The following is a 15,807-nucleotide window of genomic DNA, read 5'->3' on the forward strand; positions in this document are numbered from 1 at the left end:
CCTATCTTGAAAATCCAAGGATGAACAGTCTATTTTCCGTTCATGGGATGGCCACGCCAAGCAATCTTTAACAGGTAGATGTCTTGCAGGGGTTAAGAGTATAATAATAGCGAATTGTTAACGCTGGATTAAATATGATCATTTTAAAAGGAGCGTAAAATCCTTGAACTTTCCATTAGCTGCTTATATGTACCGACTTCAATACATCCGGCGCTGGAGCCTGATGCGGAGTACAACAACTGAAAATGTGGCGGATCATTCCTTCCACGTGTCGCTCTTAACCCATATGCTTTGCTTAATCGGCAATACCTATTATGACCGTAAGCTGAACGCAGACCGCGCTGCCACGCTCGCATTGTACCATGATGCAGCCGAGGTTTTTACCGGAGACATCGCCACGCCGGTGAAGCATAACAATCCGCAGCTTCTCGCGAGCTTCCGCGAAATGGAGAACATCGCAGCCAAACGTCTGGCTGGTATGGCCCCGCCCGAGCTGCAGTCAATCTATGCCAAACTGTTCCGGCCCGACTCCGAGGATGCGGAGCAGCGTGAGCTCCTTCGCTACGTCAAAGCTGCCGACAGTTTGGACGCTTATCTAAAATGCGCTTTTGAAGTCGCATCCGGCAACAGGGAATTTGCCGCTGCCAAGGAACAGACGCTTTCCAAGGTAAAGCAAATGCAGCTTCCGGAAGCGGACTATTTTCTGACTCATATGGCTCCAAGCTTTGAGATGTCCCTGGATGAGCTGTCTCAGATCTCAAATAACCCAGAATAACATAGAAAGGCTGAGCAGATTCTCATCTGCTCAGCCTTTTATGATAGATAACCTGTTTAGCGTTCATTAGCCATTCACGATTTCTCCGCCATTCACATGGATGACCTGTCCGCTCACATAGGAAGAATCATTGGATGCCAGATATACGTAAGCCGGAGCTAGCTCCTCCGGTTGGCCCGGTCGCTTCATCGGCTGGGTCGATCCAAATTCGCTTACCTTCTTGGCATCAAAAGTTGACGGGATGAGTGGCGTCCAGATCGGCCCTGGCGCCACTGCATTCACGCGAATGCCTTTTTCCACAATATTCATCGATAAGGAGCGTGTAAAGCTGACAATCGCTCCTTTGGTTGCCGAATAATCAATTAACGTCGGATTGCCTTTATAGGCGGTTATGGAAGCCGTATTTACGATGGAGCTGCCACCCTTCATATGCGGCATCGCCATCTTCGTCATATAGAACATGCCGAAGATGTTGGTCCGAAAAGTCCGTTCCAGCTGTTCTGCCGTAATATCCTCGATCTTCTGCTGCGGATGCTGCTCGGCTGCATTGTTGATCAAGATATCCAATCCCCCAAGCTCCTGCACCGATTGGTTCACGGCTTTTTTGCAGAAATGCTCGTCGCCGATGTCACCGGCGATCAGCAGGCATTTGCGTCCTTCCTGTTCGACCTGACGCTTCGTTTCCTTCGCATCCTCATGTTCATTCAAATATATGATCGACAAATCCGCACCTTCCTTGGCAAATGCCACCGCAACTGCGCGTCCGATGCCGCTATCCCCGCCTGTAATAATTGCTTTCTTGCCTTTGAGCTTGCCTGCGGCGACATAATCGCTCGGCTCGTATTTAGGGAGCGGATTCATCTCCGATTCGATCCCCGGCTGCTGGTTCTGATGCTGCGGAGGCAGCGTCTGCTTAGTTTGTGAATTTCCTGACACGATTCATTTCTCCCTTCCATGCTGCATTTATTGTTCTCAACATCCAATCATACGAGGGTTACTTATCCATATTAGGATGGCGCAAATCATTTCCTTTATTCTTCTGACGATGGTTACTTACCACATGAACCATAAAATCAAACACAAAAACGCCGTCCCCCTAAAGGAATGGGGACGGCGTTACTTCATATCCGTTGATTAGATAATATCTCTGTATACCATAAAGAACAGCATAACGAGAACGCAAATGGCGATCAAAGCGCTCAGCGTACGGATTTTTCCGGTTTGGACCGAAATGTCGCGGCTGTTCTTAATGCCATCCAGCGCAAGGCGAAGCGGTTTGCCCATCATGCCGCTGATGGCACCAATAGCCAGGAACAAGATAATGACCACGATCATCCAAGGTACCGAATAATCGCCTTGACTCATCAAATATCCACCCGTCAGCAATTGAATGACAAGCGCGATTTGAGCATACGTATTAAGGCCGCGGATGGCTGCCGCACTGCCTTCCTGTGCCGGCAGAGACAGTTTGGCTACTTTACCCACAACGAAAGGCAGAATCAGATAGAAGCCTAGAGCCGCAGCGCCCAAGATATGTATAAATAACATTACCATTCCCATGAACAGGATCCCTCCATAAATTCTATGATTTAGATTACATGTATTATCATTTTACACCAATCAAAAGAAAAGAAAACCTCTAAATATGAACAAACTTAGAGGTTTTCCCTTTTGAACTATGGTGCAATCGAACGTTAATTACACGTTCACAACGGAAATGACGTTGCGTACGGAGTCAGCGGATTTGTCCAAGGCCGCTTTTTCCTCAGGCGTAAGCTCCAGCTCGAAAATTTTCTCGATGCCATTGCCGCCAAGAATGGTAGGCACGCCCAGGAACAAATCGTGGTATCCATATTCGCCTTCAAGAAGCGCAATGACAGGAATAATGCGTTTCTTGTCCTTCATAATCGCTTCAGCCATCTGTACGAGGGAAGCTGCAGGAGCAAAGTAAGCACTGCCGTTGCCCAGCAGGTTGACGATTTCACCGCCGCCTACGCGGGTACGCTGCACGATTTCTTGAATGCGGTCCGCAGGAATCAGTGTATCGATTGGAATCCCTCCAACATTCGAGTAACGAACGAGAGGAACCATGTCGTCACCGTGTCCGCCGAGCACGAAGCCGCGGACATCTTCCACGGATACGTTAAGCTCCTGCGCGATGAATGTGCAGTAACGAGCCGTATCCAGTACGCCGGATTGACCGATCACGCGGTTTTTAGGGAAGCCGAGCGTTTTGTTCGCTACATAAGTCATAGCGTCTACAGGGTTGCTCAAAATGATTACAATGGATTCTGGAGCGACTCTTTTTACATTTTCGCAAACCGCTTTCATGATGCCTGCATTGGTGTTCACGAGGTCATCACGGCTCATGCCTGGTTTACGGGCTACACCTGCAGTAATGATAACGATGTCCGAGTCAGCGGCATCATCATAGTTGGAAGTACCGGTAATTTGGCTATCGAAGCCTTGTACCGGACTTGCTTCCAGCATGTCGAGCGCTTTACCTTTGGTCGGGTTCTCGAGCTGTGGAATATCCAGCAGCACTACGTTGCCAAGTTCCTTTTGAGCCAACATCAAAGCAGTAGTTGCACCGGTAAAGCCGGCACCTACGACAGTAATTTTTTTACGAGTCAAAGCCATTGTTTTTCCTTCTTCCTTACATGTTATTGATGACTTGGTCAGCGAACTCGGAGCATTTTACTTGCGTTGCGCCGTCCATCAGGCGGGCAAAGTCATAAGTAACGGTTTTATTGTTAATGGATGTTTCCATGCCTTTATAGATCAGGTCAGCCGCTTCCTGCCATCCCAGATGCTCAAGCAGCATAACGCCGGACAGGATAACGGAACCAGGGTTTACCACGTCTTTGTCCGCGTATTTAGGAGCCGTACCATGAGTAGCCTCGAAAATAGCATGTCCAGTTACGTAGTTGATGTTAGCACCTGGAGCGATACCGATACCGCCGATTTGGGCAGCCAGTGCGTCAGACAGGTAGTCACCGTTCAAGTTAAGTGTAGCAATCACATCAAAGTCGGTAGGGCGAGTCAATACTTGCTGCAGGGCGATGTCCGCAATCGCGTCCTTCACAATGATTTTACCTTCAGCTTCTGCTGCGCTTTGTGCTGCGTTAGCTGCATCCGTGCCGTCTTTTTCTTTGATGGCATCGTATTGTGCCCATGTGAATACTTTGTCGCCGAACTCTTGCTCAGCCACTTCATAGCCCCAGTTTTTGAAGGCACCTTCAGTAAATTTCATGATGTTGCCTTTGTGTACCAGCGTAACGCTCTTACGGCCATGCTGGATTGCGTACTCAACAGCTGCGCGAACCAGACGCTTGGAGCCTTCGGAGGATACAGGCTTGATGCCGATACCGGAAGTTTCTGGGAAACGGATTTTGTTAACGCCCATTTCGTCTTGAAGGAATTTAATAACCTTCTTCACGGCTTCGGAACCTTCTTGATACTCGATACCAGCGTAGATGTCCTCGGTATTTTCACGGAAAATAACCATGTCCACCAGCTCAGGATGCTTCACCGGAGAAGGAACGCCGTTGAAGTAGCGTACAGGACGCAGACATACATACAGATCCAGCTCTTGGCGAAGGGCTACGTTCAGGGAACGGATACCGCCGCCGATTGGCGTAGTCAATGGTCCTTTGATAGCTACGATGTACTCACGGATAGCTTCAAGCGTGTCGTTTGGCAGCCATTCTCCGTATGTATTGAACGCTTTTTCACCGGCAAATACTTCGTACCAAGCGATCTTTTTAGATCCGCCGTAAGCTTTTTCAACAGCAGCATCCAGAACGCGTTTGGAAGCTTTCCAGATGTCGCGGCCTGTTCCGTCACCTTCGATAAAAGGAATGATCGGGTTGTTCGGCACCTGAAGCTTGCCTTCTGTTATTTCAATTTTTTCACCTTCGGTAGGAAGTGCAAATTTGTCCAATTTCATGATAATGTCCTCCTTCATTTTCATCAATATTCTTTTCATTTCAAACATGGACAGTCACATAGGGGCTCCGGAGCCCTGCACGAAAAGTGCGCCGCTACCGGTCCCCCTATTCTTTATTGTCCACTAAGAGCGCTGTTCAACCGGTACGTACTTTTGATCGGTGAGACCCACATATTCGGCACGTGGACGGATAATGCGGTTGTTTTCATACTGCTCGAGAATATGTGCGGTCCATCCGGATACGCGGCTGATCGCGAAAATCGGGGTAAACAACTCGTGATTGAACCCTAGCTGAGTATACACAGAAGCGGAGTAGAAATCCACATTCGGTCTCAGACCTTTTTGAGTCGTTACCAGATCATCGATCTTGACGGACATTTCATACAGCGTTGTGTCGCCTTTCATTTCGCCAAGCTCACGAGACATTTTTTGCAAATGCTTCGCGCGCGGATCTCCGTTTTTGTACACGCGATGGCCAAAGCCCATAATTTTGTCGCGATTATCCAATTTTTGCTGGATGAACGGCTCGACGTTTTCCAAGCTTTCGATTTCGTTCAGCATTTTCATCACCGCTTCATTGGCTCCTCCATGCAGAGGACCTTTCAGTGCGCCGATCGCCGAAGTCACGCCGGAATAGATATCTGAAAGCGTAGCCACGGTTACGCGAGCAGCAAAAGTCGAAGCGTTCAGCTCATGGTCCGCATGAAGCACAAGCGCTTGATCCAATGCTTTGATCGAAACCTCTTCCGGTTTTTCGCCTCTGAGCATATACAGAAAGTTCTCGGAAACGGATAGTCCGGCTTGCGGAGCCACAGGTTCTTTGCCTTCGCGGATGCGCGCCAGGGCAGCGATGACGGTAGGCAGTTTAGCCTGAAGGCGGATCGCCTTGCGCTGGTTTGCTTCACGGCTCATGTCATCAGCTTCACCGTCGTAGAGGGCAAGTGCCGATACCGCCGAACGGAGAGCAGCCATGGTATTTGTATCTTTAGGGTATAATTTCATTTGCTCGATAACTTCATTGGGAATCGGAGCTTCGTTGCTCAAATCCTCATGGAGCTGTTTTAGTTCTGCTTCATTCGGCAGCTTTCCGAACCATAGCAGATAGGCTACTTCTTCAAAACTTGCATTGACTGCAAGATCATCGATGTCATAACCGCGATATGTGAGCACACCGTCCACGATGGAACTGATGGAAGAAGCTGCGGCAACAATGCCCTCAAGGCCTTTAGTAGCTGTCATCGTACATCTCTCCTTTGAAAAACGGATTTTAAAACAGGATAAACAAGCCGTGAAAACATTTACATTTTGCCCGAAACAAGAAAAACGTCTTTAGACGCACTTTACCGGAAGACAGGCCGTAACGTCGTCTCATGACGTATTTTTACGGAAGAAAAACCGCACAACCAGCCTAGGCCTATTCCTTCTTACCCGTTCAGCATGCGATGTCTTCTGAATGTGTTCCTTTTCTCATCTCTTCAAAAACGGCCGTCCGCCATTCTACCTGACATGAAGACGCCAAGTAATGGAATCACTATTATCATAAAGGATTTTGACGGATATGTGAACATAAGTGCCCCTTACAAAAGCATCAAATTGTTTTATCAGTCACATAAAGATTTTTTTATCACACTGCAAAACCACTTCTTTTACCGGCGATGAATCGTGATATTCCCCTTTTTCATCTTCCGCTCCAGCCACTTTAGGATCAGAAAGCGGTACAATGGGCGCGTAAGAGGAAAGACCATGGTAAACCCGATGATGTCGGTCACAAAGCCGGGAATGACCAGGAGAATGCCGCCGATAAAAACGCATAGTCCATCGACCAGGCTTCTTCCCGGAACCTGGCCGGAATTCATCCGCGCCCGCGAATCCTCCAGCACCTTGCGTCCTTCAAAGCGCATCATCAGCATCCCGATCGCGGAAGTCAAGATGGCAAGCAGGAACGTGTTCCCACCGCCAACCCTGCTAGCCACCCAATCAAAACCGTAAATTTCAACTGCGGGCACAATAATAATTACGGCAAGCAGCCACTTCCACATTCATTGCTCCCCTCCCCCGGCGAGCGACAGTTCCAGAGCCTCGTAGAGGTCCGGAGCGCTCTTGTCCAGCCTTACAGGCTGCCATTGACGATTCACCCACACATGCCTGGTCGAACCTGATACGAGCAGCTCTCCGGGCAGCTCAGGCCCTTCTAAGAGCCTCTTCTGGCCCAGTTGCCGTCTCTCTTCTTCGGAAAGTCTTCTGACTTCATACGCATATCCGATTCTCAATTTCGAAAATGATGTCATCCGTGTAAAAATCGTGATTTCATCATCATATCGGGCGGGTTGGCTGAATTTCATGTCCAAATCTATAACGGGAAGCAGAACACCCTGATCCTCCATGCTTCGGTATGTAATGCCAAGCTCACGGATCATTTCGGTCCGTCCAATCTCAAACCAGTTCAGGTAGTTGGCGTGATACACGACTCCCATCTGGTCGCTCTCCTGATAGCGGACCCGGACGGAAGCCTCATACCATCGGCCGAGCTTGTCTTCCATGTCTTTTTCCATGTACGCCAAAGTCCCTTCTTTGAAAATATAAAGCGTTAATGCAAGTATAACATAGGGCTTCACAACTCTCGAATCTAGCGCCTGGCTATCGGGAAATAAGCATAATATAGATATTTTGCGCTATGTCCGCCCTGTTCATTCAGAAAAAATTTCCTCGTCCGGTTTCGGATAAAGAAAAAAAGGCTGTACAGGATTTCACCTGCACAGCCTTATATTTAAAAGAATTTATAACGTTATCGGTCATTCCATGATTTCGCGCTTCTTATGCGTTAGGAACCTGAGAAACTTTCACAAGGTTCGTGGAACCGGATTGTCCAAGCGGAACGCCTGCCGTAATTACAACCAGATCTCCTGGCTTCACGAGCCCGGATTCCAGGCCGCCTTTAAGGGAGTTCTCGAACATTTCGTCCGTAGAAGTTGCTGTCTTGCCTTGGATCGGCGTTACACCCCAAGTCAAAGCCAAGCGACGGAGCGTACGCTCTTGAGTCGTTACGGCGATGATCGGAGCCTGTGGACGGTATTTGGATACCATGCGCGCCGTATGACCGGATTCCGTAGAGGAAATGATCGCTTTGGCATTCAAATCCAGAGCGGAAATCGCGACGGATTGGCTGATTGCTTCGGTTACAGTGGTTTCCTGGGCGATTCTTTGCTTCAGGAAGATATCGCGGTAGTTCAGTGCGGATTCCGCTTTTTCAGCGATACGGGACATGGTCAGAACGGATTCCACCGGATATTTACCGGCAGCTGTTTCACCCGAAAGCATAATCGCATCGGTTCCGTCAAAGATTGCATTCGCCACGTCACTTGCTTCAGCGCGGGTTGGACGCGGGTTGCGCTGCATGGAATCGAGCATTTGAGTAGCGGTGATAACCGGTTTACCGGCAACGTTACATTTCTCGATCATGCGTTTTTGTACCAATGGTACTTCTTCAGCAGGAATTTCAACGCCAAGGTCGCCACGGGCTACCATAAGGCCGTCGGAAGCTTCAAGGATTTCGTCCAGGTTGTCCACGCCCTGCTGATTCTCGATTTTGGAGATAATTTGAATGTGTCCTGCATCATGCTTCTCGAGCAGCTCACGGATTTCTTGAACGTCACTTGCTTTGCGGACGAAGGAAGCTGCGATAAAATCGATGCCTTGCTCGATACCAAACACGATATCGTTCGCGTCTTTCTCCGTAATGCCTGGCAGAGAAATCGCGACACCCGGTACGTTAACGCCCTTCTTGCTTTTGATTGTACCTCCGTTGACAATGCGGCATTTGATCTCAGTGCCTTCTACACCAACAACCGTCAAACCAATCAGACCGTCATCGATCAAAATGGTGGAGCCGACTTCCACATCACTTGGAAGATCCTGATAAGTAATCGAGATGCGGTCCTTGTCTCCCAAAATTTCTTCGGTTGTCAATGTGATATATTCGTCTTGAACCAGTTCAATAGGCTCAACAGCCAGCTTGCCCGTACGGATTTCCGGTCCTTTGGTATCAAGCAGAATGGCTACTGTTTTGTTCAGTTCCTTGGAAGCCTGGCGGATATTGTTGATCCGGTTGCCATGCTCCTCGAAATCGCCGTGTGAAAAGTTCAGACGGGCTACGTTCATGCCAGCAAGAATCAATTTTTTGGTGTTTTCCAACGATTCACTGGAAGGTCCGATAGTACATACGATTTTTGTTTTACGCATTTGGGTTTCCTCCGTTTTTCTTAAAATCTCTCTATCCAACATCTTTATCCAAAGATTAAATCTACTACAAATTAAAGATTTTGTATAGGAACTTTGTCATATCCATCATTGACAAGATCAATCTATTCTATCACTCCGGCGGACGATGATTGCTCATACGCGAACTTTCCTATTTTGCGGAATTTCTGATATCTGTCTTCTTTTAAAGCCGCGCTGTCCATGGTAGAGAGCTCATGCAGATGGCGTACCAATACCTCTTTAATCGAGGATGCCGTTAATTCATAGTCTTTGTGTGCGCCTCCAACCGGCTCCGGAATGATCTCTTCGATAACCTCAAACCCAAGCAGGTCCTTAGCCGTAATCTTCATGGCTTCAGCCGCCTGGTCCGCCTTGGACGCATCCTTCCAAAGAATTGATGCCGCCCCGTTTGGCGAAATAGCCGAATAAATGGCATGCTCCAGCATCAGCACACGGTTACCTACAGCCATCGCAAGAGCACCGCCGCTTCCACCTTCGCCGATGATCACACAAATGACAGGAACCCCGAGTGCCGACATTTCCCGCAAGTTGCGGGCAATGGCTTCGGATTGTCCTCTTTCTTCTGCTGTATTACCCGGATAAGCACCTTTTGTATCGATAAAAGTGATAATCGGGCGTTTAAATTTCTCTGCCTGCTGCATTAATCGAAGCGCTTTACGGAAACCTTCAGGATGGGCACTGCCGAAGAAACGGGCAATGTTGTCCTTGGTATCCTTACCCCGCTGTTGGCCGATGACCGTTACTGGTCTTCCTTCCAACTTCGCAAGTCCGCCGATCACGGCAAGATCGTCGCCAAAGAGGCGGTCGCCGTGTAATTCGATAAAGTCGCTGAAGATCAGCTGGATCAGATCAAGCGAGGTCGGGCGCTGCTGATGTCTTGCGACATGCATTTTCTGGTGAGGAGAAATATTCGTATAAATATCATTCTCCAGTTCCGCGTAGCGCTCCTCAAGTCTTGAAATCTCGTCGGTAAAATCAATACCCTTGTCTTGTCCAAACTGCTTCAGTTCATTGATTTTTTGCCGCATTTCAACAAGGGGCTTTTCAAAAGGCAATTCTCCCGCCACTTAATAACCCCCTTTCACGCTATGAAGCTCAATAAGCTTGTACAGCATTCCACGCAGCTCTTTGCGATGAACTACGAGATCCAGCTGGCCATGAGCCAGATTAAACTCTGCGGTCTGGAAATCGTCAGGCAGCTTCTGACGAATTGTCTGTTCAATGACGATTCTGCCGGCAAAACCAAACACCGCTCCAGGCTCGGCAATGTTGATATCACCAAGCGTGGCAAAACTGGCAGAAACACCGCCAGTCGTAGGATCCGTGATTACGGAAATATATAGGCCGCCTTTTTCGTTGAAACGCGCCAGGGCAGCGCTTGTTTTCGCCATTTGCATCAGGCTGAGAATGCTTTCCTGCATCCGTGCACCGCCTGATGTGGAGAAAATGATCAGAGGCAAATCCTTTTCCGTCGCTACTTCAATCGCGCGCGTGATTTTTTCACCTACAACCGAGCCCATACTGCCCGTGAAGAAATCAAAGCTCATGACCGCTACCACCACAGGCAATCCTTCGATGGTTCCTTGTCCGGTAATGACAGCCTCACGCAGACCCGATTTCATCTTCTGCTGTTCCAGCTTTGTTCCGTATCCCGGGAACTGTAGCGGATCGACGGATACCATGCCGCTGTCAAATTCCTCAAAGCCTTCTTCATCCAGCACCATGTGAATCCGTTCCACGGCGTTCAGACGCATATGATATCCGCAGTTCTGGCAGACCTTCAGATTTTTCTCCAGCTCTTTGCTGTATTGAATGGTGCCGCATTTGCCGCATTTATTCATGAGCCCTTCCGGAATTTCCCGCTTGGGTCTCTCGCTTTCGCCAGGCTCGCTGCCTCTTCCTACTCGATCTGAAGGAATGGTCGCGTACTTTCTTTTTTTCTGAAATAAGTCTTTAAACACAACTACACCTCTCCAGCCGTTAATTTACTCAGCCGCATCTTCATTCTACCAAATATAACGCCACTGTCTCGTTTTCCGAAAGATTAAGGATGCAGAATGGAATTCAGCACTTCTTGGACTTCCTCCAGCTCACCGGAGGGCACCAGTATTTCGAATTGCTGCTTGGATAAGTTGATCGGACGGCTTTTCACCAAAAATCCTTCTTCCGTTAGTTTGGTCTGGATCATTTCGGCTACCTTGGCGGTAGGCGCAATATAGATGACCGTCCACATTCCTTTCGAAAGCCCCCTAATCTCATGTTCTGAGCCCGTATAATGAAACAATGATAACATAACTATCTTTTTTCCCGCAACAAAGGGCTTTGAAACTATTCGTGAGATCAAGGGGCTTCCAAAGGGATGAAAAACCGTTTACGACCCGGAATGTTCAGGACCATGCGGATACATTTTGGCGCCTTTATGCCGATGCGCAATGCGGGCTGAAGCCGCTGCGGCAAGTCCGGCCACAAGATCATCCAGAAATACGTGTATTTCATTTTTTTTATCATTCAGCTCTGCTATAATTCCAGTTTTCTCCTTATCGAGATAACCAAAACTTGTCAATCCGATCATACCATAAACATTGGTAATTCCAAGTGCTAATGTCTCGTCCACGCCATATAAAGGCTCATCTGCTTCCATGATAGCCTGTAACGGATGCGGCAGCAGGCGCCGCTCCGCGAGCTCATCAAGAGCCATTCCCGTGAACAACGTATACTGCACTTCCCGTTTCCCGAGAACCGCTTTGACGCTATCTATGCAATCCTGCCTTGTTAAAAGAGGGTGATACACCAGCTGCAGCTGGTACACGATATCGGCAATATCTTCAACCTTGACTCCCCGGTGGTTCAACATAGCCACCACTGCTTCATACGACATCCGCAAATCCCCCCGCATACGCGCCCGGCAAGCCTGAAATTCAAAACCGAGGCGCATTAAATGTTGTCCTTTGGATAGGTGTTCATAAGTGTATGCGGGAGCAAGCGGAAACGTTCGTAAAATCTCGGTTAAACCTTCGGGCGAAAGATTTCGTATGAATGCGAAGCCCTTCAGCCTTAAAGAACGCCGGGCTATCAATCCGTTTATTTGATTCGTACCGTATCTTTCCCCAGAATTCCTTCCATCTTGTCAAACAGCTCCGGCGAAGGCTTAATGCGGTAGCTGTCACTAAGTGCTAACAGTTTCTGGCTATCTTCGTAGAACAATACCGTCTGAACCGGACCCGAATGCTCCTGCAGCAGCACTTTAAGCCGGGTCAGAAGATCCGGACTGCGCTCAGCCTGCGGCGTAATCTTGACGAATACGCGCTGCTCTGCCGCCCTGCCCTTCCTGGACGGATTCGTTTCTTCCGAAGAACTCAATTCCGCAGAAGCAACTGCCGCACCGAAGGTTTTAGCCTCCGTTCCGGCTGTCACCGATACCGGTTTCTGGGCTGGCTGCGGCTGTTTGGCGTAACTTCTGCCCGAAGCTGGTTTGGTCCGCGATCGCTTGACCAGCTGCCCGAGCGCAGCATCGTCCAGCGGCAGCACGTCCTCAGCCAGCAGCTTGAAGCCTTCATCCTGCTGCTGTACCTTGGCGCGGAGTGCGAGCAGAGCCCCCTTTTCAATATTCGGGGAGCTGCGCCGCCACACCTCCGGAAAGAGCACCACCTCGCAGCGCTCGATCTGGTCCTCGACTTCCATGAAGGCCATCGCTTTTCCCTGCTTGGTCGTGATGGTTTTAACGGAGATGACCATGGCTGCTACGACCGCGTAAGATTCATCCGCAGCTTCCGCAAGATCCATCAGCCTGTCTACTCCCGGCATATTGACGGACTGATTATAATCATCCAGCGGATGGCCGGAGAGGTACAGTCCCAGCAGTTCCCGCTCAAGCTCCAGCTGCTGTCCTGCGGAGAAAGCAGGAATCTCGGGATACTCGATATCCCAGTTTGGCGTTTCGACAAAATCAAACAGCTGAATCTGCAAATCTTCGCGTTCTTTTCGCCACTTCACGGCAGCTTCAACGGTCTCGTCAAGCATGGCCAGCAGCTGTGACCGGTGACCCGGGAGTGAATCGAACGCCCCCGCCTGAATCAGCGACTCAATCACCCGCTTGTTGCAGACTCTCAAATCGATCCTGCGGCAGAAATCCAGCAGGCTTTCAAAGGGCTTTTCCTCCCGGACCAGCATCATATTCTCCACAGCCTGCGTGCCTACGTTCTTGATGGCTCCGAGACCGAACCGTATATGTCCCGGACCGGCTCCCGTATGATTTGAACTCCCCGGAATGACCGGAGTAAACAGCACGCCGCTTTCATTCACATCCGGAGGCAGCACGTGAATATCCATCCGCCTGCATTCCACGACATATTCGGCAACCTTGCGGTGACTGCCCATGACCGCGGTCAGCATGGAGGCCATGAACTGCACCGGATAATGAGCTTTCAGATAGGCGGTCTGAAAAGCAAGCACCCCGTAAGCCGCAGCATGAGCCCGCGGAAAGCCATAATCAGCAAACCGGACGATCATATCATAGACCCGGTTGGCTTCATCCTCGGTGTATCCCTGCTTTAAGCTGCCCGCAACGAAATGGCTCCGTTCCTGATCCAGAACCTCACGCTTTTTCTTCGAGACGGCGCGGCGGAGCAAATCTGCTTCCCCGAGCGAAAATCCGGCCATCAGTGACGCGATTTTCATAATCTGTTCTTGATAGACGATAATGCCATAGGTATCGCCGAGAATCGGTTTGAGATCCTCCTGTGGATAATCAATTTCAATCAGGCCGTGCTTGGCCTGAATAAACTTCGGTATGAATTCCATGGGACCCGGCCGGTACAGGGCCAGGACCGAAATAATATCCTCGAATACGGAAGGCTTAAGATCCTTCAGCACCCTCCTCATACCTGCGGATTCCAGCTGGAAAACGCCCGTGGTTTCCCCGCTTCCCAGCATTTCGTAAGTCTGCGGGTCGTCGTCGGGGATGCGTTCGAAATCCGGCGGGCTTCCCGCTGCTTCTCCAATCCAATTCATGCAGCGTTCGATGATCGATAATGTTCTCAGACCGAGAAAATCCATCTTGAGCAGGCCGATGCTTTCCACGTTCTCCATTGAGTACTGGGTCAACGCGGTCTGTTCGCTGCCTTCCTGCAGCGGTACGGCGTCAGTCAGCGGATCACGGGAAATGACAACGCCCGCAGCATGTGTCGAAGCGTGTCGCGGCATTCCTTCCACCTTCATAGCCATGTCCAGCAATTCGCGGATTTTCGAGTTTTGTTGATAAATTTTCTGCAGCTCATCACTTAGCTCCAGAGCTTTCTTTATGTTGATGCCATGTGCGCCCGGTATCAGCTTGGCAGCCTTGTCCACATCCCCGTAAGGCACGTTCAGGGCTCGTCCGACATCCCGTACAGCGGCCCTCGCCGCCATCGTACCAAACGTGATGATTTGAGCCACTCGCTCCTGGCCGTATTTCTCAGCGACGTAGCGGATCACCTCATCCCGCCGTTCATCGCTGAAATCAATATCGATATCCGGCATCGTTACCCGCTCCGGATTGAGAAACCTCTCGAAGAGAAGATGATATTTAATCGGATCGACATTGGTTATCTCTAGCACGTACGCTACCAGGCTGCCTGCGGACGAGCCTCTTCCGGGACCTGTGGCAATGCCCTGTTTATGCGCGTAAGCGATAAAATCCCATACGATAAGAAAATAATCGCTGAAGCCCATGCTCCCGATGACGCCAAGCTCATAATCGAGGCGCTTGTTCAGTTCCTCCTGACCTTCAGGTGATGCCCACAGCGCGGTCTTTTCATAACGTTTGATAAGCCCCTCCCGGCACAGTGAACGCAAATATTGCGCGGAATCCATACTTTCAGGCAGGGGACTGAATTCCGGCAGAATGTATCTTCCGAATTCCAGCTCCAGATTACACTTGTCCGCAATTGCAGCCGTATTGACCAGCGCCTGCTTCACATGCGGGAACAAGCGGGCCATTTCTTCACCGCTTTTGAAATACAGCTGATCTGTCGGGATCTGCAGCCTTCCCTCATCTTCAACCGTTTTGCCCGTTCCGATGCAGATGAGCACGTCTTGCATCGCGGCATCCTCACGCTTTAAATAGTGGACGTCATTGGTAACGGTTAACGAAATATTCAGTTCTTCGGCAAGCTCGATCAGCTGCGGATTCACGCGTTTTTGTTCGGGCAGTCCATGATCCTGAAGCTCAAGATAAAAGTCTTCTCCGAAAATATCCCGGTAACGGATTGCAGCCCTGCGTGCTTCCTCCGCTCTTCCGTTCAGAAGATGCTGCGGCACTTCACCGCCGAGACAGGCGCTCAGGCAGATAATTCCTTCATGATGAGCTCTCAGGGCATCCATATCGATCCGTGGTTTATAATGATGACCCTCCAAATGGCCGATAGAGCACAGCTTCATCAAATTACGATAGCCGGTCTCATTTTTGGCCAGGAGAATCAAATGGTATATAGGCTGATCTTTACGGCTCCCGCGTTCTTTGCGTGAACCGGCAGTCAGATAAGCCTCGCAGCCGATGATCGGCTTGATGCCTGCTGACTTGCATGCTTTGTAAAAAGGCACGGCACCATACATGACCCCATGGTCCGTAAGCGCCAGCGCCTTCATCCCGTATTCTGCAGCTTGGCGGACAAGGTCCGAGATCCGTGCCGCTCCATCCAGGAGGCTGTATTCGCTATGCACATGAAGATGCACAAATGAACTCATATCTCTTCTCCTTTGGGTCCGCTTTAAAATCGGATCGTAGTCTTCAACTCTTTATATTATTTTATCATATTACGCAAGGCAC

At 49.7% G+C, this 15,807-nt stretch carries 14 protein-coding genes; 1 reads left to right on the top strand and 13 read right to left on the bottom strand.

Annotated elements, in window-relative coordinates:
- Window positions 1-163: 163 nt before the first annotated feature.
- On the top strand, window positions 164-775 hold the full coding sequence (gene yfbR / locus GRF59_RS10260; protein WP_237391705.1) for a 5'-deoxynucleotidase: 612 nt from the start codon (window positions 164-166) through the stop codon (window positions 773-775).
- 66 nt (window positions 776-841) lie between these two features.
- Here yfbR and GRF59_RS10265 read toward each other — a convergent pair whose 3' ends face one another.
- The 13 genes from GRF59_RS10265 to GRF59_RS10325 all read right to left on the bottom strand — a co-directional run bounded on the left by GRF59_RS10265 (window position 842) and on the right by GRF59_RS10325 (window position 15,725).
- The gene (locus GRF59_RS10265; RefSeq protein ID WP_160497468.1) at window positions 842-1,711 is read right to left on the bottom strand and encodes an SDR family oxidoreductase; all 870 of its coding nucleotides are present in this window, start codon (window positions 1,709-1,711) and stop codon (window positions 842-844) included.
- Between the two features lie 198 nt (window positions 1,712-1,909).
- Window positions 1,910-2,335, bottom strand: coding sequence for a hypothetical protein (locus GRF59_RS10270; RefSeq protein ID WP_160497469.1), 426 nt, complete (start codon window positions 2,333-2,335; stop codon window positions 1,910-1,912).
- A 138-nt stretch (window positions 2,336-2,473) separates the two neighbouring features.
- Window positions 2,474-3,415: a malate dehydrogenase gene (mdh, locus tag GRF59_RS10275; RefSeq protein ID WP_160497470.1), complete on the bottom strand. Its 942-nt coding sequence runs from the start codon at window positions 3,413-3,415 to the stop codon at window positions 2,474-2,476.
- 16 nt (window positions 3,416-3,431) lie between these two features.
- Window positions 3,432-4,724 (bottom strand): NADP-dependent isocitrate dehydrogenase, encoded by a 1,293-nt coding sequence (icd, locus tag GRF59_RS10280; RefSeq protein ID WP_160497471.1) that lies wholly within the window; start codon window positions 4,722-4,724, stop codon window positions 3,432-3,434.
- A gap of 123 nt (window positions 4,725-4,847) precedes the next feature.
- Window positions 4,848-5,963 carry a citrate synthase gene (gene citZ / locus GRF59_RS10285; RefSeq protein ID WP_160497472.1) on the bottom strand — a complete coding sequence of 372 codons (1,116 nt, stop codon included), beginning with the start codon at window positions 5,961-5,963 and terminating at the stop codon, window positions 4,848-4,850.
- Window positions 5,964-6,370: 407 nt separating this feature from the next.
- The gene (locus GRF59_RS10290; protein ID WP_160497473.1) at window positions 6,371-6,763 is read right to left on the bottom strand and encodes an FxsA family protein; all 393 of its coding nucleotides are present in this window, start codon (window positions 6,761-6,763) and stop codon (window positions 6,371-6,373) included.
- Entirely contained in the window at window positions 6,764-7,276 is a 513-nt protein-coding gene (locus GRF59_RS10295) for an acyl-CoA thioesterase (RefSeq protein WP_160497474.1), read from the bottom strand.
- A 262-nt stretch (window positions 7,277-7,538) separates the two neighbouring features.
- The gene (gene pyk, locus GRF59_RS10300; protein WP_160497475.1) at window positions 7,539-8,963 is read right to left on the bottom strand and encodes a pyruvate kinase; all 1,425 of its coding nucleotides are present in this window, start codon (window positions 8,961-8,963) and stop codon (window positions 7,539-7,541) included.
- A gap of 122 nt (window positions 8,964-9,085) precedes the next feature.
- A complete protein-coding gene (locus GRF59_RS10305) occupies window positions 9,086-10,069 on the bottom strand; it encodes an acetyl-CoA carboxylase carboxyltransferase subunit alpha (RefSeq protein ID WP_160497476.1) in 984 nt (327 codons plus the stop codon).
- Window positions 10,070-10,963, bottom strand: a complete 894-nt coding sequence (gene accD, locus GRF59_RS10310) for an acetyl-CoA carboxylase, carboxyltransferase subunit beta (protein ID WP_160497477.1) — start codon at window positions 10,961-10,963, stop codon at window positions 10,070-10,072.
- 83 nt (window positions 10,964-11,046) lie between these two features.
- Complete coding sequence (locus tag GRF59_RS10315) at window positions 11,047-11,235, bottom strand: glutamate decarboxylase (RefSeq protein ID WP_160497478.1); 189 nt, start codon at window positions 11,233-11,235, stop codon at window positions 11,047-11,049.
- A 138-nt stretch (window positions 11,236-11,373) separates the two neighbouring features.
- The gene (locus GRF59_RS10320; RefSeq protein ID WP_160497479.1) at window positions 11,374-11,880 is read right to left on the bottom strand and encodes a phosphatidylglycerophosphatase A family protein; all 507 of its coding nucleotides are present in this window, start codon (window positions 11,878-11,880) and stop codon (window positions 11,374-11,376) included.
- A gap of 203 nt (window positions 11,881-12,083) precedes the next feature.
- Window positions 12,084-15,725, bottom strand: coding sequence for a DNA polymerase III subunit alpha (locus GRF59_RS10325; RefSeq protein ID WP_160497480.1), 3,642 nt, complete (start codon window positions 15,723-15,725; stop codon window positions 12,084-12,086).
- Window positions 15,726-15,807 lie beyond the last annotated feature (82 nt).

This window comes from Paenibacillus dendrobii (genome assembly GCF_009807035.1).
Classification (GTDB): domain Bacteria; phylum Bacillota; class Bacilli; order Paenibacillales; family Paenibacillaceae; genus Paenibacillus_AQ; species Paenibacillus_AQ dendrobii.

Excerpts from the sequence above, each read along its gene's own strand:
- GRF59_RS10270 (WP_160497469.1), bottom strand. The coding sequence starts at position 2,335 with ATGGGAATGGTAATGTTATTTATACATATCTTGGGCGCTGCGGCTCTA.
- mdh (WP_160497470.1), bottom strand. The coding sequence starts at position 3,415 with ATGGCTTTGACTCGTAAAAAAATTACTGTCGTAGGTGCCGGCTTTACC.
- icd (WP_160497471.1), bottom strand. The coding sequence starts at position 4,724 with ATGAAATTGGACAAATTTGCACTTCCTACCGAAGGTGAAAAAATTGAA.
- citZ (WP_160497472.1), bottom strand. The coding sequence starts at position 5,963 with ATGACAGCTACTAAAGGCCTTGAGGGCATTGTTGCCGCAGCTTCTTCC.
- GRF59_RS10290 (WP_160497473.1), bottom strand. The coding sequence starts at position 6,763 with ATGTGGAAGTGGCTGCTTGCCGTAATTATTATTGTGCCCGCAGTTGAA.
- GRF59_RS10295 (WP_160497474.1), bottom strand. The coding sequence starts at position 7,276 with ATGGAAAAAGACATGGAAGACAAGCTCGGCCGATGGTATGAGGCTTCC.
- pyk (WP_160497475.1), bottom strand. The coding sequence starts at position 8,963 with ATGCGTAAAACAAAAATCGTATGTACTATCGGACCTTCCAGTGAATCG.
- GRF59_RS10315 (WP_160497478.1), bottom strand. The coding sequence starts at position 11,235 with ATGTGGACGGTCATCTATATTGCGCCTACCGCCAAGGTAGCCGAAATG.
- GRF59_RS10320 (WP_160497479.1), bottom strand. The coding sequence starts at position 11,880 with ATGTCGTATGAAGCAGTGGTGGCTATGTTGAACCACCGGGGAGTCAAG.
- GRF59_RS10325 (WP_160497480.1), bottom strand. The coding sequence starts at position 15,725 with ATGAGTTCATTTGTGCATCTTCATGTGCATAGCGAATACAGCCTCCTG.